The organism is Tardiphaga sp. 42S5 (genome assembly GCF_034044155.1).
GTDB lineage: Bacteria > Pseudomonadota > Alphaproteobacteria > Rhizobiales > Xanthobacteraceae > Tardiphaga > Tardiphaga robiniae.
On record NZ_CP139027.1, the window covers coordinates 1,029,123 to 1,049,137 of the forward strand.

The following is a 20,015-nucleotide window of genomic DNA, read 5'->3' on the forward strand; positions in this document are numbered from 1 at the left end:
TGATGCGTCTTGACGCAATCCCGCTCGGCGCCAAGGCGCCGCATGAAGTGAACGTCGTCATCGAGGTCCAGGTGGGCGGCGAGCCCATCAAATACGAGATGGACAAGGAATCCGGCGCACTGTTCGTCGATCGCTTCCTCTACACCCCGATGCGCTACCCGGGCAATTACGGTTTCATCCCGCACACACTGTCCGGCGACGGCGATCCCTGCGACGTGCTGATCGCCAACACCCGCGCCATCGTGCCGGGTGCGGTGATGAGCGTGCGTCCGGTCGGCGTGCTGTTGATGGAAGACGAAGGCGGCCTCGACGAGAAGATCATCGCGGTGCCGACCTCGAAGCTCACCCAGCGCTACGACAAGGTGAAGAACTACAGCGATCTGCCCGAGATCACGCTGCAGCAGATCCAGCACTTCTTCGAGCATTACAAGGATCTTGAGCCCGGCAAGTGGGTCAAGGTGGTGCGCTGGGGCGATGCCGCCGATGCGCAGCGCCTGATCATGGAAGGCGTCGAGCGCGCCAAATCTGAAAAAGCATCGGCAGCCAAGACCAAGTAACAGAGACCGGCGTAGCAGAAGGGGACTTCCGATGCGCCGATGGATCAAACTGCTCAGAACGGCCGCGCTGATTGTCATCGTGGCCGTTCTGCTGCTTGCGGGCATCGTTCTCGTCAACACGTTCAGCGGGGGATCGCGGCAGCTGCAGGTGACCGCGGCGGCGAAAGCGCCGGTCGATGAACAGGCGGCGGCAGAGCGACTTGCGGAGGCGATCCGCTTCCCGACAATCTCCAATTTTCTCAATCCCGATCAGGCCGCCGAACCGCTGCGTGCGATGCAGGCGCATCTGGTGGCGAGTTTCCCGGCGTTCCACGCCGCGGCGAAGCGCGAACTCGTCGGCAACTACAGTCTGCTCTATACGTGGGAAGGCAGCGATCAGGCTTTGAAGCCGATTGCGCTGCTGGCGCATCAGGACGTCGTGCCCGTTGCGCCGGGCACCGAGAAGGACTGGCAGCAGCCGCCGTTCAAGGGCGTCGTCGCCGATGGCTTCATCTGGGGCCGCGGTTCGTGGGACGACAAGGGCAACCTATATTCAATCCTCGAAGCCGCCGAGGCCATGGCGAAAGCGGGCTTCCGACCGAAGCGCACGATCTATTTCGCCTTCGGCCATGACGAGGAAGTCTCCGGCACGCGCGGTGCAAGAGCCATCGCGGCGCTATTGAAGTCGCGCAGCGTGAAGCTCGACTTCGTGCTCGACGAAGGTCTGCTGATTACCGAGGGCATCCTCAAGGGGCTGGACAGACCGATGGCGCTGATCGGCGTTGCCGAGAAGGGCTATGCGACGCTGGTTCTGACCGCGCATGGCACGCCCGGTCACTCGTCGATGCCGCCGCGCGAGACGGCGATCGGCATGATGAGCGCAGCGCTGACGCAGCTCGAAAACAAGCGGCTGCCGATGCAGATCCGCGGCACCGTCGGGGAAATGTTCGACACCATCGCGCCGGAGATGAGCGGCTTCAACCGCGTGGTGCTGTCCAATCTCTGGCTGTTCAAGCCGCTGTTGCTGCGCGAATTCGAGAAGAGCGGTCCGACCGAGGCGACCGTGCGCACGACCACGGCGCTGACGATCTTCAAGGCTGGCGAGCAGGACAATGTGCTGCCGGGCAATGCCGAAGCCACGGTGAATTTCCGGCTGTTACCCGGCGATACGCAGGCCAGCGTCACCGACCATGTGCGCAACGCCATCAGCAACGACAAGATTTCCATCACGCCATTCCCTGGCAATACCGATCCGCCTCCGGTGACAGGTACGGGCAGCCCGTCCTACCGCGCGCTCAACCAGACCATTCGCGAGATTTTCCCGGATGCCCTGGTGGCGCCGGGCCTGATGGTGGCGGCAACGGATTCGCGGCATTACACGGATGTCACCGACAACATCTTTCGCTTCTCGCCGGTGCGCGCGACGTCGGAAGACCTCAAGCGCTTTCACGGCACCAATGAGCGGCTGAGCGTCGCAAATTACGCAGACATGATCCGGTTCTATCGACGGTTGATCGAGAATACGGTGAACTAAACCGCCGGCGCTGCGAGCTTGTGAATCGCACAGGCCGCGCGCAGCGTGTTCACCAGCAGGCAGGCAACTGTCATTTGACCGACGCCGCCGGGGACCGGCGTGATGGCGCCGGCGGTCTTCAGCGCTTCCTGATAGGCCACGTCGCCGACGAGACGCGTCTTGCCTTCGGCACCGGGCAGCCGATTGATGCCCACATCGATCACGGTCGCGCCGGGCTTGATCCAGTCACCGCGCACCATTTCAGGGCGGCCCACTGCAGCATAGACCAGATCGGCCTGCGCGCAGAGCTTGGCGAGGTCGCGCGACTTCGAATGCGCGATGGTCACGGTGGCGTTTTCATTGAGCAGCAGTTGCACCAAGGGACGGCCGACCAGATTGGAGCGGCCGATCACGATGGCATTCATGCCTTCGAGTGATTTGTGCACGTTCTTGGTCAGGATGATGCAGCCGAGCGGCGTGCAGGGGGACAAAGCGGGCATGCCGCTGGCGAGGCGTCCGGCATTGGTCGGATGCAACCCGTCGACGTCCTTGGCGGGATCGATGGCGTTGACGACGGCGTCGGTATCCAGCCCCTTCGGCAGCGGCAGCTGCACGAGAATGCCGTGCACGGTGGGATCGGCGTTGAGCTTCTGCACCAGCGCGATCAGATCGGCCTGTGCGACGTCAGCCGGCAGCTTGTGCTCGAAGGAGGCCATGCCGGCTTCCTGGGTCTGCTTGTGCTTGCTGCGGACATAGACTTCGCTGGCGGGATCGCTGCCGACCAGCACCACGGCGAGGCCAGGCGTCACGCCATGTTCGGCTTTGACGCGCGCGACTTCAGCGGCGACGCGGCCGCGCAATTCGGCGGCAATGATCTTTCCATCGATGATGCTGGCGGTCATGTGTCGGTCCTGTCGTCTGTGTCGTCGGGCGTTGCTGCAGTGATCCTGCGCAGCATCGCGCCCAGTTTCGTCGGGTCGCCGTCGACCGCGATCTGCTTCACGCGCGACGTGGTGCCGGACAGCACGCGCACATCTCGCTTCGGCACGCCGAGCTGCTTGGCAAGCAGTTCGGTCACGGCGCGGTTCGCCTCGCCGCCCTCGGCGATGGCACGAACCCGCACCTTCACTACCGAACGGCCATTGGCCATGGTCTCGATCCCGTCGATATCGTCTCGGCCACCCCGCGGCGTCACGCGAACGGCGATGCTGACACCGTCAGTCGCGTAGCGCCAGGGATCTGCCACGAACCCGGCCGATCAGAAGACGCTGGGATAGATGTAGTACGTGATCACCCGCTGCAGGAACATGATGATCAGGATCAGGATGATCGGCGAGATATCGAGACCGCCGAGGCTCGGCAGCATCCTGCGGATCGGCGCCAGCACGGGCTCGGTGATCCGGAACAGGAATTCGGCGATCGCGGAGACGAACTGGTTGCGGGTGTTGACGACGTTGAAGGCGATCAGCCAGGACAGGATCGCCGAGGCGATCAGCAGCCAGACATAGAGATCGAGAATGATCAGCACGATATCGAGAACGGCGCGCATGGCGGGGATGGCTCGCGGGTTAGGTCGCGGATTCGACTGTCCGCTAAATATCGGTTCAGCCCCCCTCAAACAAGGGAAGTTCGGGGCGAAAAGTGCCGGAAAACCGCGCTTTTGCGACGTTCTTGACTTGCCGTTAACGGAGATTGTAAATGGCGCCGATTGCTGACCGGATCGCCTGCGTGACCCGGTTCGTATCGGGGCCATAGCTCAGCTGGGAGAGCGCGTCGTTCGCAATGACGAGGTCGGCGGTTCGATCCCGCCTGGCTCCACCATCCTTCGCTTGCTTCGCAAGCTCCGGCTCGGCAAGCCACCCTCCCGACCATAAAAAGCGAACCAAACGAAGGATGTCTCGCCGAAGCCCGCAGGGCGTAGGCGGATCGGATTCACACCCGTCTCAACTGCAACCTTGCCACCGCCCCCGCGATGAAGCCGCGCGGAAACAGCCGCAGCAGCAGTGGCACGATCTTAATGCCGAGGCCGGGGAAAACCGTGCGCTTGTTGGCCATCAGGCCCTGATAACCCAGCAGGGCGACGTCAGCCGCCGAGACATTGAGGATCGCCGAGTCGAGGCCCGGCGTGAATCCGGCGCGCGCCTGGAATTCCGACGGCACCGGTCCGGGGCACAATGCGGTGACGCGCACACCCTTGGAGCCGAGCTCCTGGCGCAGCGCTTCGGTGAAGGACAGCACATAGGCCTTGCTGGCGTAGTACACGGCCATTCCCGGACCCGGCAGAAAACCCGCGATCGAGCTGAGATTGAGAATGCCGCCCTTGTTGCGGATCAGGCTTTCGGAAAAGCGCAGCGACAGATCCGTCAGCGCGCGCACATTGACCTCGAGCATGCCAAGTTGCCTGTCGCGGTCCATCTCGATGGCGCGGCCGAACATGCCGAAGCCGGCATTGTTGACCACATACTCAACTTCGACATCGGCAGCAGCGAGGGCAGCCACGATCTGGTCGCAGGCGTCGCGCTGTTCGAGATCGCAGGGAATGATGATGGGCGCAGCACCGCCCGCAGCAGTGATTTCAGCGGCCAGCGCATTCAGGCGCTCGGCACGGCGTGCAACCAGAGCGACGCGATGCTTGTTCGCAGCGAAGATGCGCGCGAATTCGGCGCCAATTCCGGCCGAGGCTCCGGTTATTAACGTCACGCGCTCAGTCACAATAAGGTACTCTTGAAATACGTGAGGACGATTTGCATGCATCTACAGGCGTAATAGGGATACCCGTGATGTGCAAGTCGGAATGACCACCGGAGTACCGCAGGACCTCCAGTTCCCGAGCGTGTAGCAGTGGCATGAATTATCGGGGACCGCGCATTAAACTTTGGTTATGCGTCGTGCTGCCGTCATTTGCCGGTCAGGCTGCGCCTGCTCAGACAGTCGTATCCGTTGTGGCCGTACCGCCCGCCACGCGTCGTTTGAGCTCCATCCGGTCACGTGATGAAACTGCGAGCAGGTCGGCTGCGCGCCAGACCACATTTTCCTCGAACTCACTGACGCGGCCGTCAGCATAGACCAGCTGCCACATCATCTCGACGAGACGGACACGACCGGGCTCGTCGACCACGCGCATGATGACGCTCGTAAAGTGATAGAGATCGACGGCCTCGCCTTCGACGAGGGTGGCAGCCGAGATGAGCCTGTCAGCCGTGCCGGGATCGAGCTCGAAACGCGACTCGATCAGGCTGTGCAACTTGGCTCTCTCGATAGCTGAGGGCTCACCGTCCAGCGAGATGACGTGAAGCATCAGTGCCGTAGCGGCAAGACGGAAGCCGGTATCGTCGAATGCCTGATTTTCGTGCGCATCGGGAGACACCACGTCGGCAATGAATTGGCGCAGTTTTTCCAGCATTATTCTTTGAACCAGATGATCGCGAGGCCCGCCACGCGGCGAAAGCGCTCGTGCTTTGTGGCGCGAAAATGGAACGCATGCAATGCGGCTGGGTTCCCGAAGCGCTGATGACAGTTAAGTAACAATTGAGACGATCGGTAGTTTACGGGATCCCGTGTCACGGAATCTCATAGACCACGATCTTGTCGGCGATGCCGCGCAAGGCGGCGTGCTTCTGGATCGGTGTGATTTCGGCCTTCCTCAGGATGGCTTCCACGGCCAGCGCCGATATCACCGGGCTGGTGACATGGATCGCCTGCGAGGTTGACAGGCCCTGCACCCTGGCAGCGATATTGACGGTCTGGCCAAAGTAATCCTGCCGCTCGTTCAGCATCACAGCAAGGCAGGGTCCCTCATGGATACCGATTTTGACAACGAGGTCTTTGGTGCCGCGCTCCTCGTTCAGTCGCTCCATCGCGGCGCGCATGCGCAGACCTGCGGCCAGCGCCTGTTCGGGCCGCGTAAAGGTCGCCATGACGGCATCCCCGATGGTCTTCACGACGGCACCGGCTTCCGACGCAATGATCTCCAGCAGTGCGTGGAAATGCGCGCGTACCAGATCGAAGGCCGCGAGATCGCCGACGCGCTCGTACAAGGCAGTCGAGCCCTTGAGGTCGGTGAACAGGAAAGTCAGCGAGGTAATCTTTAGTCGCTGATCGATATTAAGATTGTCGGCCTTGTAGACATCGCGAAAGGTCTGGTTGGTGAGTATCCGCTTGGCCGTGAGGAACGGCTTGCGCTTGCCGATCAGGTGATGGAGGCCCTCGGCCGCGACAAATACCGATGGCAGCACGCGCACCTCGGTCTGGTTCTCGAGGGACAATCGCAACGGTCCGGGTTGCAGCGTGATGGTGCCGGTCGGCGTATGCTGCCGGTTGTAGATCAGCGACAGATGCTGACGTTCCTTGGTCGGTTCGCCCTGCACATCAATGAACTGCGCGGCATGGGTTACCGGCTCGAACACGATGACGAACTCCGACGGCAGGTGCAGCGACATCACCGCTTTTTCATGTGCCGGCAATTCCATTGCGTCCAGTGTCACTTCATCGGTGAGTGACGCAAACGATTCCTGATTGAGATCGACGCCTGAGCTCCAGAACACCTGCTTGAAGTATTCCCAGAGCGGCAGCGTATTGGGGTCGTGTGCAGCGATGTGCCTGACGCGCGGTGCGACCGTGAACGCCACCTCGACCTGCTCGTCAACCGACGCTTCATAGCCGCAGGCGCAGAGCCCGCAATGGTAGTCGTCATGGCGCAGCGATTTCAGCGTGCTGTGGGCGTCGAGGACGCCGCTGCAGCCCGGGCACAACACATTCCAGGTCAGGTCGAACAGGCCGAGGCGGGAGGCATGCAGGAAGCCGGAAATGACGCGCTCTTCGTTCAGGCCGCGGCGTGCCGCAAAATCCAGCACGTTGATACGATTGAGTTCGTGGTCCGCGCCGTCGCGGATCAGTTGTGCAATGGCATCGGCTACGGCCGGATCGGTCGCCTGGTTCAATGTCGCGAATAGTGCCTGAACATCACTCATGGCTTCAGTTTAGGCCAAATAGTCGCTACGTCCAAGACAGGGCTTTGCCGCAGCGCTTCAACTTGTCGTTCTGCCTAACGTGCCATGAGCGCGCGTGGGGGCGAGGAAGACATGAGGAGAGGGCGTGCTGAAATACGTCAGCGCCGCTCAATCCAGAACTGTGGCGAGCGATCCGGTTGTGTCGTCACCACGCCGATCGGCATGACGGGTGCTTTATCCGGCAGCTCGACGCGGAACGCGCCGATGATTTTCGCCAGCGCCAATGTGGCCTCGACAAGCGCGAAATGCGCGCCGATGCAGACCCGGGCACCGACGCCGAAAGGCAGATAGGCGAAGCGGTCCGGCGGCGTCGCGCCGGGCATGAAACGGGACGGCATGAAGGCGTTGGGCTCGTGCCACAATTTCTCGTGCCGATGCAGTAGCCAGGGCGCGATCAGGATCACGTCCTTGCTGGCGACGGACTGGCCAGCCAGACGATCAGGGCCCGCGGCGGCGCGCGCGATCAGGAAAGCCGGCGGATAGAGCCGCATGGTTTCATCGACCACGGCGCGGGTGAATTTCAGATGTTCGATATCGAACGTGCCGCTCGCACTGGCGGCGCGGGCTTCGGCCGCGACCTGTTCCTGAGTCGCCGGATCGAGCGTCAGCATATACAGCGCCCAGAATAGCGCCGTTGCCGTCGTCTCATGGCCGGCGAGGATCATCGTCGCCACCTGATCGCCGAGTTGCCCATCGGTGAAGGATGCGCCGGTTTCCGGATCGCGCGCGGCCACCATCAGATCGAACAGATCGCGCGGCTCGTCGTCGTTCTTGGCGGCGGCGCGACGTGCGGTCATCAGCTCGCCGACGAATGCCGTCCAGCGTCTGCGGAAGAAGGCGCGCGAGATATCCTGCGGCGTCGGCCAGCCCAGCGGCAGCAGCAGATCGAGGAAATGCGGCCGTGCCAGGTTCATGCCGTATTCCATCACGAAGTCGCGCAGCTTCGCGCCATGCTCGGCCATGCCGAACGAGAACATGGTGCGGCCTGCGATCTCCAGCGTCATCCGCTGCATGATCGCGCGAAGATCGACCGACTTGCCCTCGGCGCACTGTAAATCGGCGAGCGTATCGTCGACGGCCGAGATCATGTGCGGCACCAAAGTCGTCACCGCGCGCGGCGTGAAGGCCGGCGCCAGGGTGCGGCGCTGGTGTTTCCAGGTGCGGCCTTCGGCGAGCAGCAGGCCCTCGCCGAGCATCGGCCGCAGCACGCGGAATGCAGCGGGCGTGCGGGTATAGTTCTCGTAATTGTCCACCAGAACATGGCGGATCGCATCGGGGTCGTTGAGGATGAAGCTGGCGTGGCCGAAGAAGCGGCCGTTGATGATGTCATCTTCATAGGCGCGCTGGCCCCAGGTCTCGATAGCGCTGCGGCGCATCGCCGACATACGCCCCAGCGCACCCATGTTCTCGGGCGCACGTGGCGGGCTCGGCGGTATCAAGGCCCGTCGCGCAGCGGGAAAGTCGTAGACTTCGGCAATGCTCACGATGGACCTCGCAACCTGGAATGGGGCGCTGGGTGTGGCTCGACTATAGCAGTTGCAAATCCGGGCGCCATGAAGGCGAGAGGCAGTCTCGCCGGCTACTCGGTGAATTCCGCCACCGTGATCCGGTTTTCCGACGCCGGCCAGGCGCGCACCACGATCCGCTCCTGATTGAAGAGCGCTGCCACCGGCCGTCCGATGTCCGTGGCCGGAAGGCGGATAGTCGAGAGCGAATCCGTGGGCACGCCGGCTTTCACGTCGGTCGGCTCCTTGCCGTCGAGCAGCACGACATCGCGTGGCAGTCCGAAATAGCCGCGGACGCGCGACATCGAGATCACGGCGCCGACAGTGGCGTCGGCGGGACCCAGTGTGCGACCGGGACGCAGATGCACGACGTCGGACGAGCGGGGGAATGGCGAGCGATAGGAATGCGTGATCGGCGCTCCGGCCGATGTCAGGACGATCTCGACAGGCCAGGCCGGATCGACCCGAACCGGACCCCAGCGGCCATCGGCGGATGTGTGGGCCGAATGGAGCGCCGCCCCGATCCGTTCGCCGCTGTCAGCCGCGACGCGATACACCTCGACCAGGGCATCCGCGACCGGCCGGTTGGTGGGCACGCCGCCGGGCGTGCCGGTGACGAGACCGCTGATTTTCACCTCAGCTTCCGGCGCGATATCGATCCGCACGGGCTCGCGGCCGACGATAAATTTGTAGATCTCGCGGAAGGCACGGGGGTGAAAGCCGGTTTCGCGATGATCGATGGCACCGAGGACCAGATTGGTGGCGCCGCGCAGCGCCGGACCATCGGCGGTGACGCCGGTGGCCACGCCCGGCTTGCCGAGCAGGCGACCGTCGGCCTGCGCATATTTGTCGATGCCATCGCTGCGGAGGGTGAGGAAGGCGGTACCTTCAGTCACCTCAGGGCCTTCGCCGGGATTGAGGCTCTTGAGGAACGGGCTGCGGCCATTGAATTCGCTGCCAGGGCTATCGGTCCCGTCGAACACGCCGTGATTGGGGGTGCCGCACAGGACGGCGTGGCTGACATCGGCGCTGCCGCCATTCTTGATGTAATTGCGCACCGCATAGCCGCCGCGCGAATTGGCGACTAGCGCCACTTTCGCAGCACCAGTGCGCTTTTTCAGTTCCGCGATGGCTTCGCCGAGTTCGCGGCGCTGGTCTTCGGTGGAGGAGCGGCCCTGCTGCGCCACAGCATCGTCGGAACGCGCCAGCGGATCGGTGAAATTGAGCGCCATCAGGCGGTTGCGCGGAACGCCGTTGGTTTCCATGCGCCAGATCTGCGTCATCCAGAGCGCCGCGTGGTCACCATTGCCGTGGACGAACAGGATCGGGGGAATGTCGGAACCTGCAGTCGTGCCGGGGCCGGTCTGTGCTGCGGCCTCGAAACGGAGCGCATGGGCGGCTAGCGGCAGCATCGCTGCGCCTGTGAGGATGGTCCGTCGCGACAGCGCCATGGCTGGTCTCCCTCTATCTGCGCACGTCCGGTGCTTGCCGCTGTGATAGCGGAGCAGGCACTGGACAGACAACGCGTTTCGCAGGCATCAACTTGATGTGCCCGCGGGGAATCAGACCCGCATGGCCCTGCAGTCGCTATCTGCAGCAGACGACGGGACGATGATGGCCGAAGCAGCGAAACCAGTGGTTCTTCCCTCCGACGGCATCGCCGCCCCGCTGCGGTTTGCGGTGTTCCGGCGGATCTGGCTAGCCAGCCTGTTGTCGAATCTCGGCCTGATGATCCAGAGCGTGGGCGCCGCCTGGGCGATGACCCAGATGACGGCGTCCGCCGACAAGGTGGCGCTGGTGCAGACCGCCTTGATGCTGCCGATCATGCTGATCTCGATGCCGGCGGGCGCCGTGGCCGACATGTATGACCGCCGTGTTGTGTCGCTGGCTTCGCTGGTGCTGTCGCTGGTCGGCGCCTGCGTACTGACCATGCTGGACTGGACCGGTCACATCACGCCGAACATCCTGCTCGCCTTCTGCTTCATCATCGGCAGCGGCATGGCGCTGTTCGGACCGGCCTGGCAATCCTCCGTGGGCGAGCAGGTGCCGCCGGAGGTACTGCCATCCGCCGTGGCGCTGAACGGCATCAGTTACAATATCGCGCGCAGTTTCGGCCCGGCGATCGGCGGCATCGTGGTCGCCACCGCCGGTGCCGTCGCAGCCTTCGCGGCCAATGCGGTGCTGTACATCCCGTTGCTGGTGGTGCTGTTCCTGTGGCGTCGCAAGGTCGATGTGTCGCGGCTGCCGCGTGAGCGGCTGAGCCGGGCCATCGTGTCCGGCGTGCGTTACATTGCTAATTCGCCGTCGATCAAGATCGTGCTGACGCGCACGCTGATCACCGGCATCTGCGGTGGTTCGGTCTCGGCGCTGATGCCGCTGGTTGCGCGCGACCTGCTGCATGGCGGCGCGCAGACCTACGGAATCATGCTCGGCGCCTTCGGCATGGGTGCGGTGATCGGCGCAATGAATATTGGGCATGTCCGCAAGCATCTGAGCGGCGAAAGTTCGATCCGGGCCTGTGCGCTGATCATGGGCGTCGCAATTGCCGTCGTGGCGGTCAGCAGCGAGCCGGTAATCACTGCGGCGGCGCTGGTGGTGGCCGGCTCGGTCTGGATGCTGGCGGTCGCGCTGTTCAATATCGGCGTACAGCTCTCGGCGCCGCGCTGGGTTGCCGGACGTTCGCTCGCCGCCTTTCAGGCTGCGATTGCCGGCGGCATCGCGATTGGCAGTTGGGGCTGGGGGCATCTCACAGACATGGTCGGCGTCGAAGCGGCATTGCTGGTGTCCGGCGGAGCGATGTTTCTCTCGCCGCTGTTTGGCCTGTTCCTACGGATGCCGCCGACCGGCGCGCGCGACGAGGATGCGGAGCGTCTTGAAGATCCGGAAGTGCAGCTGCAATTGACCGCGCGCAGTGGTCCGCTGGTGGTGGAGATCGAATATCGCGTGGATCAGGAAAGCGCGCGGGCGTTCCACGGCGTGATGCAGGACGTGCAGCTCTCGCGCCAGCGCAACGGCGCCTATGGGTGGTCCATCGCGCGCGATATCGCCGATCCCGAATTGTGGACCGAGCGCTACCACTGCCCGACCTGGCTCGATTTCCTGCGCCAGCGTAATCGTTCGACGCAGTCCGAGCGCGCTTTGTATCAGCGCGCGGCGGACTATCATCTAGGGCCGGATCCGGTTCGCGTGCGTCGCATGCTGGAGCGGCCGTTCGGTTCGGTGCGCTGGAAGGACGATACGCCCGATCGCGCAGCGACCGAGGTGCTTCCTGTCGCGACGCCGGCCGGCAGCAGCGGTTAGAGCTTCTTATCTTGACGCGTTTTCCTGACGCGAACCGGTGCTCACTTCGCTCGAAAACGCTAGTCGCGCTATTGATTATTCTCGGCGAGAACTTTCGCGCAGGCCTTGCTGAGCTTCGAACGGTTTTCCTTGAGGCAGCTGAGCACGACCATGTCACCATCGTTCATCTTGGCGCGGCAGAAGCGCGAGACGTCGCGTGAGCAGGCCGACTGATTGGCTGACGTGTTACCGCCCTGCGCGAAAGCGGACGTTGCGATCAGCAGGAACGGGATGATCAAAAGTCGGGTCATGAAATAGGCCTCCCTAAAAATTGGCTATCTGATTCTATGGCGCGCAACGAAGTACGCGGGAATGGCGCAATGATGGCGAGCGTCCGGCGCCAAGTTTACGGATTGCGCGTTACGTCATTCAGGAAGCGTCGTTGCTTAACTTCGTGATCCCGAAATCACGAGATCGTCGCGATGGATCATTTCGGCGCGGCCGCTGATCCCAAGAATAATCATCACGTCCGGAGATGAGCGGCCTTTGATCTTCTCAGCATTGTCTGCGTCATAAGCCACGAGGCCGCGGCCGATTTCGTGCGTGTCCGGTCCACGCACGATAACGGCGTCGCCGCGTGCGAAGTCACCTTCCACCTTGATGACGCCGGCAGGCAGCAGACTCTTGCCGGCACGGAGTGCGGCGACCGCACCTGCATCAATGGTCAGCGTGCCTTTCGGTTCCAGCGATCCCGCAATCCAGCGTTTGCGCGCAGTGACGGGATTTGCAGGAGTCAGGAACCAGGTACACAGGCCGCCATCGGCGATCTTCTGCAGTGGATGCTCGACCTTGCCGGACGCGATGATCATATGCGTGCCCGCGGTGGTCGCGATCTTGGCAGCTTCGATCTTGGTGTACATGCCGCCGCGCGACAATTCGCTCTCGGCAGCGCCCGCCATGCCTTCGATCTCGGCAGTGACGCTGTCGACGATGGGAATCAGTTTCGCATCGGGATTGGCGCCGGGTGGTGCAGTGTAGAGCCCGTCGATATCCGACAGCAGCACCAGCAGATCGGCGGATGCCATGGTCGCGACGCGCGCCGCGAGGCGATCATTGTCGCCATAGCGGATCTCGTTGGTCGCCACCGTGTCGTTCTCGTTGATGACCGGCACCGCGCGCCATTCCAGCAGTTTGCCGATGGTCGAGCGCGCATTGAGGTAACGACGACGTTCCTCGGTGTCCTGCAGCGTCACGAGAATCTGTCCGGCACCGATGCCGTGATGGCCCAGTACTTCCGACCAGATGCGCGCCAGCGCGATCTGCCCGACGGCAGCGGCGGCCTGGCTCTCTTCGAGTTTCAGCGGACCGCGCGGAAGCTTGAGGCGGCTGCGGCCGAGCGCGATCGAGCCTGATGAGACCACGAGGACGTCGCGACCGTCTGCATGCAGCTTGGCGATATCGGCGGCCAACGCCGCAAGCCATTTGGCCCTGACTTCGCCGGCCGCGGAATCGATCAGCAGCGACGAGCCAACCTTGACGACGATACGGCGAAAGTTCTTCAGCTCGGGGCGCGACATGATGTGGGCTTTGGCAGGACGTGTGATGCTTGGACGGACGTGAGAGGCAGATTAGCTCGTCGCCGGCGCCCATGGCGCAGACTGCGCTGCGCTCTTGGCCTTGTCCGACACCGGCGCCTCGCCGATCACTGCAACGAGCGCACGCAATGCGTCCGGCACGCCTTCGCCCGTTGCGCCCGAGATCAGCAGCGGCGTCTGCTTCGCAGCGCGCTTCAGTCGGTCCTTCTGCTTCTTCAACTCGTCCGGCTCGACCGCATCGATCTTGTTGAGCCCGACGATCTCGACCTTGTTGGCAAGGTCGCCCTCATAGGCATCGAGTTCGGCGCGGACGGTCTTGTAGGCCTTGCCCGCATGTTCGCAGGTCGCATCGATCAGATGCAGCAGCACGCGGCAACGCTCGACATGGCCGAGGAAGCGATCGCCGAGGCCGGCGCCGTCATGCGCGCCCTCAATCAGGCCGGGAATGTCGGCCAGCACGAATTCGCGCGCGTCGACATCGACGACGCCGAGCTGCGGATGCAGCGTCGTGAACGGATAGTCCGCGATCTTCGGCCGCGCAGCGCTGACCTTGGAGAGGAATGTGGACTTGCCGGCATTGGGCAGTCCGACGAGGCCTGCGTCCGCAATCAGTTTCAGCCGCAGCCAGATCCAGCGCTCTTCGCCGGGCTGGCCGGGATTGGCATTGCGCGGTGCGCGGTTGGTCGATGACTTGAAGTGAGCGTTGCCAAAGCCGCCATTGCCGCCTTCGGCCAGCACATAGGTCTCGCCGAGCTTGGTGAAGTCGTGGATCAGGGTCTCGCGATCCTCATCGATGATCTGTGTGCCGACCGGAACTTTGAGCGTGATTGGCTTGCCATTGGCGCCATGGCGGTCCTTGCCCATACCATTGGTGCCGCGCGGCGCCTTGAAGTGCTGCTGGTAGCGATAGTCGATCAGCGTGTTGAGGCCGTCGACCACTTCGATGATGACATCGCCGCCGCGGCCGCCATTGCCGCCGGAGGGTCCGCCGAACTCGATATACTTCTCGCGGCGAAAAGCCACGCAGCCGTTTCCGCCGTCGCCGGAGCGAATGTAAACCTTGGCTTCATCGAGGAATTTCATGGCGTATCCGTATCGCAGGGGGGTGGTCGCGGCAACCACTTCATCGTCGGCGCATCGTGAAAAGCCCTTATTTTCGGGCCTTGCTGCGCATCTGGTGGCGTCCTAAACGACAACATCGCGCCGTTAACCAAGCCGCACCCAGAAGCTTACCTAAAGGCTCATATAGGCATGTTTGCGACCATTTCGACCGCAGCCGACAATCGTGCCGCCCGGCTGGCCGGTATCGGCCTGATGCTCCTGGGCATCAGCATGTTCTCCTGCGGCGATGCGATCGGCAAATTCCTCGTCGGCACCTATTCGGTCGGGCAATTGATGCTGCTGCGGGCCTGCGCGGCGCTGGCGCTGCTGGCGCCGTCGATCTGGCGGCATCGTGCGGACTTCCTGCAGCTCGACCGGCCGGGTCTGCAGCTCATTCGCGTGGTGCTGTCGACACTGGAAGTCGCGGCGTTCTTCTGGGCGGCGGCCTATCTGCCGCTGGCGGATGTCATCACCTATTATTTGGCCTGTCCGATCTTCGTCACCGCGGGCTCCGCGATCTTTCTGCGCGAATCTGTCGGCTGGCGGCGCTGGAGCGCGATCTTCGTCGGCTTCTGCGGTGTACTGATCGCGCTGCAGCCCTCGGCGCAGACGGTGACATGGCCGGCGCTGATCGCGCTCGGCGGCAGCCTGTCCTTCGCCGCGCTGATGCTCATCACCCGCTCGCTGCGTTCCGCGCCGGACGTGGTGCTGGCGACGACCCAGTTTATCGGCACGTTTACTTTCGGCGCCGTATTCACGGCGTTCGGATGGGTGACGCCCGATCTGCGCGATCTCGGCCTGTTCTTTCTGGCGGGCGTTGTCTCGGTCTGCGCGCTGCTCTGCGTCAATCGCTCGCTGAAGCTGGCGCCGGCGAGCACTGTGGTGCCGTATCAGTATTCGATGATCATCTGGGCGGTGATCTTCGGCTATCTCGTGTTCGGCGAATTGCCGTCGTGGGCCACGCTGATCGGTGCGGCGGTCATCATCGCAGCAGGGCTCTATATCTTCCTGCGCGAGCAGCAGCTCGGAAAGATCGCCGACGAAGTACCGCCAGCGGTGTGAACTTCTTTTCCCTCTCCCCCAGCGCAGCGAAGCTGCGCGCCGTGGGAGAGGGTGGATCGAACACGCGAAGCGGGTTCGAGACGGGAGAGGGAGAGCCATGGAACGAGAGCCTGTCCCCTCTCCCGCCTAGCGAAGCTTCGCTTCGCGCGGGGGAGAGGGGAAGTAAGAGTCGTTCACCGTCGCGTCGACGTTCCCCAGTTCTTCAGCGAACTCCACACGCCCCTTGTCAGCTTGAAGCAGTCGACAGGCGTCGACGAGCCGATCGCTTCGAAGCGGTGCAGTTGAACACCACTCCACTGGAAGCCGCACTTCTCCAGGATGTTGCGCGACGACGGATTGGCGACGCGCGCACCCGAGATCAGGTGATCGATATCGAATTCGTCGAATGCGTAATCGATCGCGGCACGTGCGGCCTCGGTCGCAAAACCCTGGCCCCAGTGATCGACGCCGAGCCAGTAGCCGAGCTCCGGCGATTCGGCTTCGCGCCAGTCGATTCCGACCATGCCGATGGGACGACGATCGAGTTCGATCAGGAACACGCTGTCGCTTGCCGTGCCGCTCAGCGAATTGACGAAATCGACTGCGTGATCCTGCTGATACGGGAAGGGCAGGCGACGCGTCATCTCGGCGATGCGGCGATCATTGGCGAGAAGCGCGATGGCTTTTACGTCCGCGAGTGTCGGCTTGCGCAAGGCCAGCCGTTCGGTCTCGAGGACGCAGCCTCTGGTTTCTCTCAACGTCGGGGTCGGAATATCCTGCAACATCTCGGGCTCCTGTGTGCGCCCCGAAGCGACGCACCAAACGAAAAGGGGAGGCCGGTTTCCCGCCTCCCCTGGAGCCCAATTTTGGCGCTCCGCCGGTTCAACAGGACCCGGCGGACTCCAATGTGTCCACCGTTTATTCGGCCGCGGCTTCAGTAATCGGGAGTACCGATACGAAAGTGCGGCCGTTCGATTTGGCGCGAAACTCCACGTGGCCTTCGACTTTGGCGAACAGGGTATGGTCTGTGCCCATGCCGACATTAAGGCCGGGGTGCCAGGTCGTGCCGCGCTGACGCGCAATGATGTTGCCGGGAATCACGCGTTCGCCGCCGAACGCCTTCACGCCGAGGCGCTTGCCAGCCGAATCGCGGCCGTTGCGCGATGAACCGCCTGCTTTTTTATGAGCCATAGCCCGTCTCCGATCTCGATAAGTTCTAGATCAATTCCTTGAAGGAATTGTCTCACAGATTCTCAACTTTTCGCAGCGGCTTATTCCGCGGCGGGCTTTTTCTTCGCAGCCGGTTTCTTGGCTGCAGCAGGCTTGGCAGCGGCTGCCTTCGGAGCAGCGGCCTTCTTCGCCGGCGCCTTCTTGGCAGGAGCTTCGTCGCCATCGACCGGAGCGGTCACGACCGGCTTCTCACGCTTCGGACGAGGTCCGATCGTCGGCGCCTTGCCGTCGGCCAGGATCTCGGTGATGCGAATCATCGTGAGCTCGTCACGGTAGCCACGCTTGCGCTTCGAATTCTTGCGGCGGCGCTTCTTGAAAGAGATGACCTTGGGGCCGCGCTTGTGATCGAGCACTTCGGCCGCAACCGACGCACCAGCCACCAGAGGCAGGCCGAGCACAGGCGTATCACCGCCCAGCACGAGAACTTCACCAAGCTGCACGATCGTTCCGACATCGCCGGCGATCTTGCCAATCTCGAGCACATCATCCGGAACGACGCGGTATTGCCGGCCGCCGGTTTTGATGACTGCGAACATCGTTATATTCCTTCGTGTTCGATCCCATCCTCGGATCAGATCCGGGACGGCTTCTTGTTCAGTCGATAAGGGTTCACCGCGACTTCTAGGAAATCGCGAATTTCTGCGTTTTCTGGTCGACGTTGCGACCCCACGCAAAAACAATCGGCGCCAAGCAAAGCTTGCGCCGAAGCGTGCTTTATAGAGGGTGAAGGCGGAGAGTCAAGGAAAGACGGGCGAAAAGCGAGCCAAAAACAGAGTCTTGGCGGATGAGTCGGTGCTTGCGATGGAGCGTACCATTTAACCTGCCGCCCCGTTTTTCGGGCGCCTGCCTTTAGTCGTCATGCCCGGGCAGCGCGAAGCGAACTTCGCTAGATGACCTGGGCATCCATCTTCGGACGGAATGGCGGAAAGGTTGATGGCCGGGTCAGGTCCGGCCATGACGGAGTTTTGTTCTCCAAATCAGAGGCTTAGCCTCTCGGTCGCCCTCACGACGCCAGGCTGCGCATTTCCTTGATCAGGTCGGACTTGCCCTCGAAGCCGATGCCCGGGAGTTCCGGCATGGTGATGTGGCCATCAATCACCTTCACGCCATCCGGGAACCCGCCATAGGGCTGGAACAGGTCCGGATAGGACTCGTTGCCGCCGAGGCCGAGGCCTGCGGCGATGTTGAGCGACATCTGGTGGCCGCCATGGGGGATGCAGCGGCGCCAGGACCAGCCGTAGCTCTTCAGCATTTCGAGCGTGCGGAGATATTCGACGAGGCCGTAAGACAGCGCGCAGTCGAACTGCAGCCAGTCGCGGTCCGAGCGCATGCCACCATAGCGGATCAGGTTGCGCGCATCCTGCATCGAGAACAGGTTTTCGCCGGTCGCCATTGGGCCGGGATAATGCTCGGCGAGCTTTGCCTGCAGCTCGTAATCGAGCGGATCGCCGGCTTCCTCGTACCAGAACAGGTCGTATTCGCGCAGTGCCTTGGCATAGGCGACGGCCGTATCGAGATCGAAGCGGCCATTGGCGTCGACGGCGAGTTTAGCCCCTGCCGGAAGCAGTTTCAGCACATGCTCGATGCGCTTGCAGTCGTCGGCCAGCGGCGCGCCGCCGATTTTCATCTTCACGACATTGTAGCCGCGATCGAGATAGCCCTTCATTTCCGAGGCGAGGCCTTCAAGACCCTTGCCGGGATAGTAGTAGCCGCCAGCGGCATAGACGAACACCTTCGGGTCGGCCGTCGTGCCGTAGCGTTCGGCGAGCAAACGAAACAGCGGCTTGCCGGCGATCTTGGCGACCGCATCCCACACCGCCATGTCGATGGTGCCGATCGCGACCGAGCGCTCGCCGTGGCCGCCGGGCTTCTCGTTGGTAAACATGGTGGCCCACACCTTGTGCGGGTCGATATTGTCGCCCGAGGCGTCGATCAGGCTGTCGGGCTTGGCTTCCAGAATGCGCGGCGCGAAGCGCTCGCGGATCAGGCCGCCCTGGCCGTAGCGGCCGTTGGAGTTGAAGCCGTAACCGATCACGGGTTTCCCGTCGCGGATCACATCGGTGACCACAGCGACCAGGCTCAGCGTCATTTTACTGAAGTCGATGAAGGCGTTAGCGATGGGTGAGGCGATCGGAGCGGTGCGCTCCCGGATATCGACAATGCGCATGAGGCGCTCCTGCGGCTGGGGTGAGAAGTTCTTGCGGAGAGGCATACGCCTCTCTTAGCCATCTCTGAAATGGTCATTTTTCATCTAAGAAGTTCCAAGATAAGATGGCTGGTGCCATCCCGGACGTCCCATGCAAAGCTTCGATCCAATTTCACTCCGCCTGTTCATCGCTGTCTGCGAGGAGCGCAATATCGCCAATGCCGCAAAGCGCGAGGCCATCGTGCCCTCAGCGGTGAGCAAGCGTATCAGTCAGATGGAGCAGGAAGCTGGCATCCAGTTGCTTGAGCGCGGCCGACGCGGTGTCACGGTGACGGCGGCCGGTGAAGCGCTGTGTCGTTACGCACGCGAGTCGCTGCAACTGCTCGACCGGATGCAGGCCGAACTCGGCGCTTTCGCCGATGGTGTGCAGGGCCATGTGCGGGTGTTCGCCTCGAAATCGGCGGTTGCGCAGGTGCTGCCCGAAGACATCAGCCTGTTTGCGAAGCGCTATCGTGACGTGCGCGTCAGTCTCGAAGAGCGCGAGATCTGGGAAGTCGTGCGCGGCGTCGAGGAAGGGCGCGCCGATATCGGCGTGTGCTGGAATGCCGTCGACCTGCGCGGCCTCAGGACGTTTCCCTATCACCGCGATCAGCTCGCGGTGGTGGTGCATCCCGATCATCCGCTTGCGAAACGCACGCCAGTATCGTTCGAGGATACGATCGACTTCGAGCACGTCGACATCGTCGCGCGGAGCATCATGCAAACCATGCAGCGAAGCGTCGCGGCTGCGGCCGGCAAGCAGATGCGCTACCGCATTCAGGTTTCCACCGTGGATGCCGCCTATCGCATCGTCGCCGCGCAACTGGCTGTCGCGATCATCCCGCAGGAAGAAGCCTCCACGATCCAGCAAACGCTGGGGCTGAAAGTCATTCCGCTCAGTAATGATTGGGCGAAACGGCAATTCATCGTGGCGGTGCGCGACAAGGGCCTCAGTCGACCGGCGCAATTGCTGCTGGAAAGCCTGAAGGAGAGCGCGAGCAAATGAGGATTCGCCACGCTG

General features: G+C 62.8%; 20 protein-coding genes and 1 tRNA gene. 6 read left to right on the forward strand and 15 right to left on the reverse strand.

Features of this window, described 5'->3' with window-relative positions; all coding sequences use genetic code 11:
- The first annotated feature begins 2 nt into the window (after positions 1 to 2).
- Together ppa and SFY93_RS04900 are read left to right on the forward strand one after the other, a co-directional pair.
- Positions 3 to 557, forward strand: coding sequence for an inorganic diphosphatase (ppa, locus tag SFY93_RS04895; RefSeq protein WP_320446235.1), 555 nt, complete (start codon positions 3 to 5; stop codon positions 555 to 557).
- A 31-nt stretch (positions 558 to 588) separates the two neighbouring features.
- The gene (locus tag SFY93_RS04900; RefSeq protein WP_320446236.1) at positions 589 to 2,070 is read left to right on the forward strand and encodes a M20 family peptidase; all 1,482 of its coding nucleotides are present in this window, start codon (positions 589 to 591) and stop codon (positions 2,068 to 2,070) included.
- Here SFY93_RS04900 and folD read toward each other — a convergent pair.
- From folD to SFY93_RS04915, 3 genes are read right to left on the reverse strand one after another with little or no spacing between them, the layout of a single operon-like run.
- Positions 2,067 to 2,951: a bifunctional methylenetetrahydrofolate dehydrogenase/methenyltetrahydrofolate cyclohydrolase FolD gene (gene folD, locus SFY93_RS04905; protein WP_320446237.1), complete on the reverse strand. Its 885-nt coding sequence runs from the start codon at positions 2,949 to 2,951 to the stop codon at positions 2,067 to 2,069. The two genes, SFY93_RS04900 and folD, sit on opposite strands and share 4 nt — an antisense overlap.
- Positions 2,948 to 3,295, reverse strand: a complete 348-nt coding sequence (locus SFY93_RS04910) for a DUF167 domain-containing protein (protein ID WP_309941143.1) — start codon at positions 3,293 to 3,295, stop codon at positions 2,948 to 2,950. The genes folD and SFY93_RS04910 overlap by 4 nt, the downstream gene beginning before the upstream one ends.
- A gap of 12 nt (positions 3,296 to 3,307) precedes the next feature.
- Positions 3,308 to 3,598, reverse strand: coding sequence for a YggT family protein (locus tag SFY93_RS04915; RefSeq protein WP_068737841.1), 291 nt, complete (start codon positions 3,596 to 3,598; stop codon positions 3,308 to 3,310).
- A 196-nt stretch (positions 3,599 to 3,794) separates the two neighbouring features.
- On the opposite strand from SFY93_RS04915, the gene SFY93_RS04920 reads away from it, so the two are divergent.
- Positions 3,795 to 3,870: transfer RNA gene (locus SFY93_RS04920), tRNA-Ala, on the forward strand.
- Positions 3,871 to 3,981: 111 nt separating this feature from the next.
- On the opposite strand, the gene SFY93_RS04925 is transcribed toward SFY93_RS04920, so the two are convergent.
- The 5 genes from SFY93_RS04925 to SFY93_RS04945 all read right to left on the reverse strand — a co-directional run bounded on the left by SFY93_RS04925 (position 3,982) and on the right by SFY93_RS04945 (position 10,014).
- On the reverse strand, positions 3,982 to 4,761 hold the full coding sequence (locus SFY93_RS04925) for an SDR family NAD(P)-dependent oxidoreductase (protein WP_320446238.1): 780 nt from the start codon (positions 4,759 to 4,761) through the stop codon (positions 3,982 to 3,984).
- A gap of 211 nt (positions 4,762 to 4,972) precedes the next feature.
- On the reverse strand, positions 4,973 to 5,452 hold the full coding sequence (locus SFY93_RS04930; RefSeq protein WP_093757953.1) for a tellurite resistance TerB family protein: 480 nt from the start codon (positions 5,450 to 5,452) through the stop codon (positions 4,973 to 4,975).
- A 157-nt stretch (positions 5,453 to 5,609) separates the two neighbouring features.
- Positions 5,610 to 7,019, reverse strand: a complete 1,410-nt coding sequence (locus SFY93_RS04935) for an adenylate/guanylate cyclase domain-containing protein (RefSeq protein WP_089266543.1) — start codon at positions 7,017 to 7,019, stop codon at positions 5,610 to 5,612.
- 137 nt (positions 7,020 to 7,156) lie between these two features.
- On the reverse strand, positions 7,157 to 8,542 hold the full coding sequence (locus SFY93_RS04940) for a cytochrome P450 (RefSeq protein WP_320446239.1): 1,386 nt from the start codon (positions 8,540 to 8,542) through the stop codon (positions 7,157 to 7,159).
- 95 nt (positions 8,543 to 8,637) lie between these two features.
- A complete protein-coding gene (locus tag SFY93_RS04945) occupies positions 8,638 to 10,014 on the reverse strand; it encodes a hydrolase (RefSeq protein WP_320446240.1) in 1,377 nt (458 codons plus the stop codon).
- A 163-nt stretch (positions 10,015 to 10,177) separates the two neighbouring features.
- Here SFY93_RS04945 and SFY93_RS04950 point away from each other — a divergent pair, with 163 nt between their 5' ends.
- On the forward strand, positions 10,178 to 11,863 hold the full coding sequence (locus SFY93_RS04950) for an MFS transporter (protein WP_320447697.1): 1,686 nt from the start codon (positions 10,178 to 10,180) through the stop codon (positions 11,861 to 11,863).
- Positions 11,864 to 11,931: 68 nt separating this feature from the next.
- On the opposite strand, the gene SFY93_RS04955 is transcribed toward SFY93_RS04950, so the two are convergent.
- From SFY93_RS04955 to obgE, 3 genes are all read right to left on the reverse strand, one after another.
- Positions 11,932 to 12,153, reverse strand: coding sequence for a cysteine rich repeat-containing protein (locus SFY93_RS04955; RefSeq protein WP_068737829.1), 222 nt, complete (start codon positions 12,151 to 12,153; stop codon positions 11,932 to 11,934).
- Between the two features lie 135 nt (positions 12,154 to 12,288).
- The gene (gene proB, locus SFY93_RS04960) at positions 12,289 to 13,419 is read right to left on the reverse strand and encodes a glutamate 5-kinase (protein ID WP_092140564.1); all 1,131 of its coding nucleotides are present in this window, start codon (positions 13,417 to 13,419) and stop codon (positions 12,289 to 12,291) included.
- Between the two features lie 51 nt (positions 13,420 to 13,470).
- A complete protein-coding gene (gene obgE / locus SFY93_RS04965; RefSeq protein WP_320446241.1) occupies positions 13,471 to 14,520 on the reverse strand; it encodes a GTPase ObgE in 1,050 nt (349 codons plus the stop codon).
- Positions 14,521 to 14,682: 162 nt separating this feature from the next.
- On the opposite strand from obgE, the gene SFY93_RS04970 reads away from it, so the two are divergent.
- The gene (locus tag SFY93_RS04970; protein ID WP_093758225.1) at positions 14,683 to 15,600 is read left to right on the forward strand and encodes a DMT family transporter; all 918 of its coding nucleotides are present in this window, start codon (positions 14,683 to 14,685) and stop codon (positions 15,598 to 15,600) included.
- Positions 15,601 to 15,773: 173 nt separating this feature from the next.
- Here the strand turns inward: SFY93_RS04970 and SFY93_RS04975 are convergent, their stop codons facing one another.
- The 4 genes from SFY93_RS04975 to SFY93_RS04990 form a co-directional block, all read right to left on the reverse strand.
- Positions 15,774 to 16,364 carry a GNAT family N-acetyltransferase gene (locus tag SFY93_RS04975; RefSeq protein WP_089266554.1) on the reverse strand — a complete coding sequence of 197 codons (591 nt, stop codon included), beginning with the start codon at positions 16,362 to 16,364 and terminating at the stop codon, positions 15,774 to 15,776.
- 133 nt (positions 16,365 to 16,497) lie between these two features.
- Positions 16,498 to 16,770, reverse strand: a complete 273-nt coding sequence (gene rpmA / locus SFY93_RS04980; protein WP_068737821.1) for a 50S ribosomal protein L27 — start codon at positions 16,768 to 16,770, stop codon at positions 16,498 to 16,500.
- Between the two features lie 80 nt (positions 16,771 to 16,850).
- Positions 16,851 to 17,345, reverse strand: coding sequence for a 50S ribosomal protein L21 (gene rplU / locus SFY93_RS04985; protein WP_089266555.1), 495 nt, complete (start codon positions 17,343 to 17,345; stop codon positions 16,851 to 16,853).
- A 467-nt stretch (positions 17,346 to 17,812) separates the two neighbouring features.
- Positions 17,813 to 18,976, reverse strand: coding sequence for a mandelate racemase/muconate lactonizing enzyme family protein (locus tag SFY93_RS04990; protein ID WP_320446242.1), 1,164 nt, complete (start codon positions 18,974 to 18,976; stop codon positions 17,813 to 17,815).
- A 130-nt stretch (positions 18,977 to 19,106) separates the two neighbouring features.
- Between SFY93_RS04990 and SFY93_RS04995 the strand changes: the two genes are divergently transcribed.
- Complete coding sequence (locus tag SFY93_RS04995) at positions 19,107 to 20,000, forward strand: LysR family transcriptional regulator (protein WP_320446243.1); 894 nt, start codon at positions 19,107 to 19,109, stop codon at positions 19,998 to 20,000.
- The last annotated feature ends 15 nt before the right edge of the window (positions 20,001 to 20,015 follow it).

Coding starts and splice junctions, on each gene's coding strand:
- ppa (WP_320446235.1), top strand. CDS start 3: ATGCGTCTTGACGCAATCCCGCTCGGCGCCAAGGCGCCGCATGAAGTG.
- SFY93_RS04900 (WP_320446236.1), top strand. CDS start 589: ATGCGCCGATGGATCAAACTGCTCAGAACGGCCGCGCTGATTGTCATC.
- folD (WP_320446237.1), bottom strand. CDS start 2,951: ATGACCGCCAGCATCATCGATGGAAAGATCATTGCCGCCGAATTGCGC.
- SFY93_RS04915 (WP_068737841.1), bottom strand. CDS start 3,598: ATGCGCGCCGTTCTCGATATCGTGCTGATCATTCTCGATCTCTATGTC.
- SFY93_RS04930 (WP_093757953.1), bottom strand. CDS start 5,452: ATGCTGGAAAAACTGCGCCAATTCATTGCCGACGTGGTGTCTCCCGAT.
- SFY93_RS04935 (WP_089266543.1), bottom strand. CDS start 7,019: ATGAGTGATGTTCAGGCACTATTCGCGACATTGAACCAGGCGACCGAT.
- SFY93_RS04945 (WP_320446240.1), bottom strand. CDS start 10,014: ATGGCGCTGTCGCGACGGACCATCCTCACAGGCGCAGCGATGCTGCCG.
- SFY93_RS04950 (WP_320447697.1), top strand. CDS start 10,178: ATGGCCGAAGCAGCGAAACCAGTGGTTCTTCCCTCCGACGGCATCGCC.
- SFY93_RS04955 (WP_068737829.1), bottom strand. CDS start 12,153: ATGACCCGACTTTTGATCATCCCGTTCCTGCTGATCGCAACGTCCGCT.
- proB (WP_092140564.1), bottom strand. CDS start 13,419: ATGTCGCGCCCCGAGCTGAAGAACTTTCGCCGTATCGTCGTCAAGGTT.
- obgE (WP_320446241.1), bottom strand. CDS start 14,520: ATGAAATTCCTCGATGAAGCCAAGGTTTACATTCGCTCCGGCGACGGC.
- SFY93_RS04975 (WP_089266554.1), bottom strand. CDS start 16,364: ATGTTGCAGGATATTCCGACCCCGACGTTGAGAGAAACCAGAGGCTGC.
- rpmA (WP_068737821.1), bottom strand. CDS start 16,770: ATGGCTCATAAAAAAGCAGGCGGTTCATCGCGCAACGGCCGCGATTCG.
- rplU (WP_089266555.1), bottom strand. CDS start 17,345: ATGTTCGCAGTCATCAAAACCGGCGGCCGGCAATACCGCGTCGTTCCG.
- SFY93_RS04990 (WP_320446242.1), bottom strand. CDS start 18,976: ATGCGCATTGTCGATATCCGGGAGCGCACCGCTCCGATCGCCTCACCC.
- SFY93_RS04995 (WP_320446243.1), top strand. CDS start 19,107: ATGCAAAGCTTCGATCCAATTTCACTCCGCCTGTTCATCGCTGTCTGC.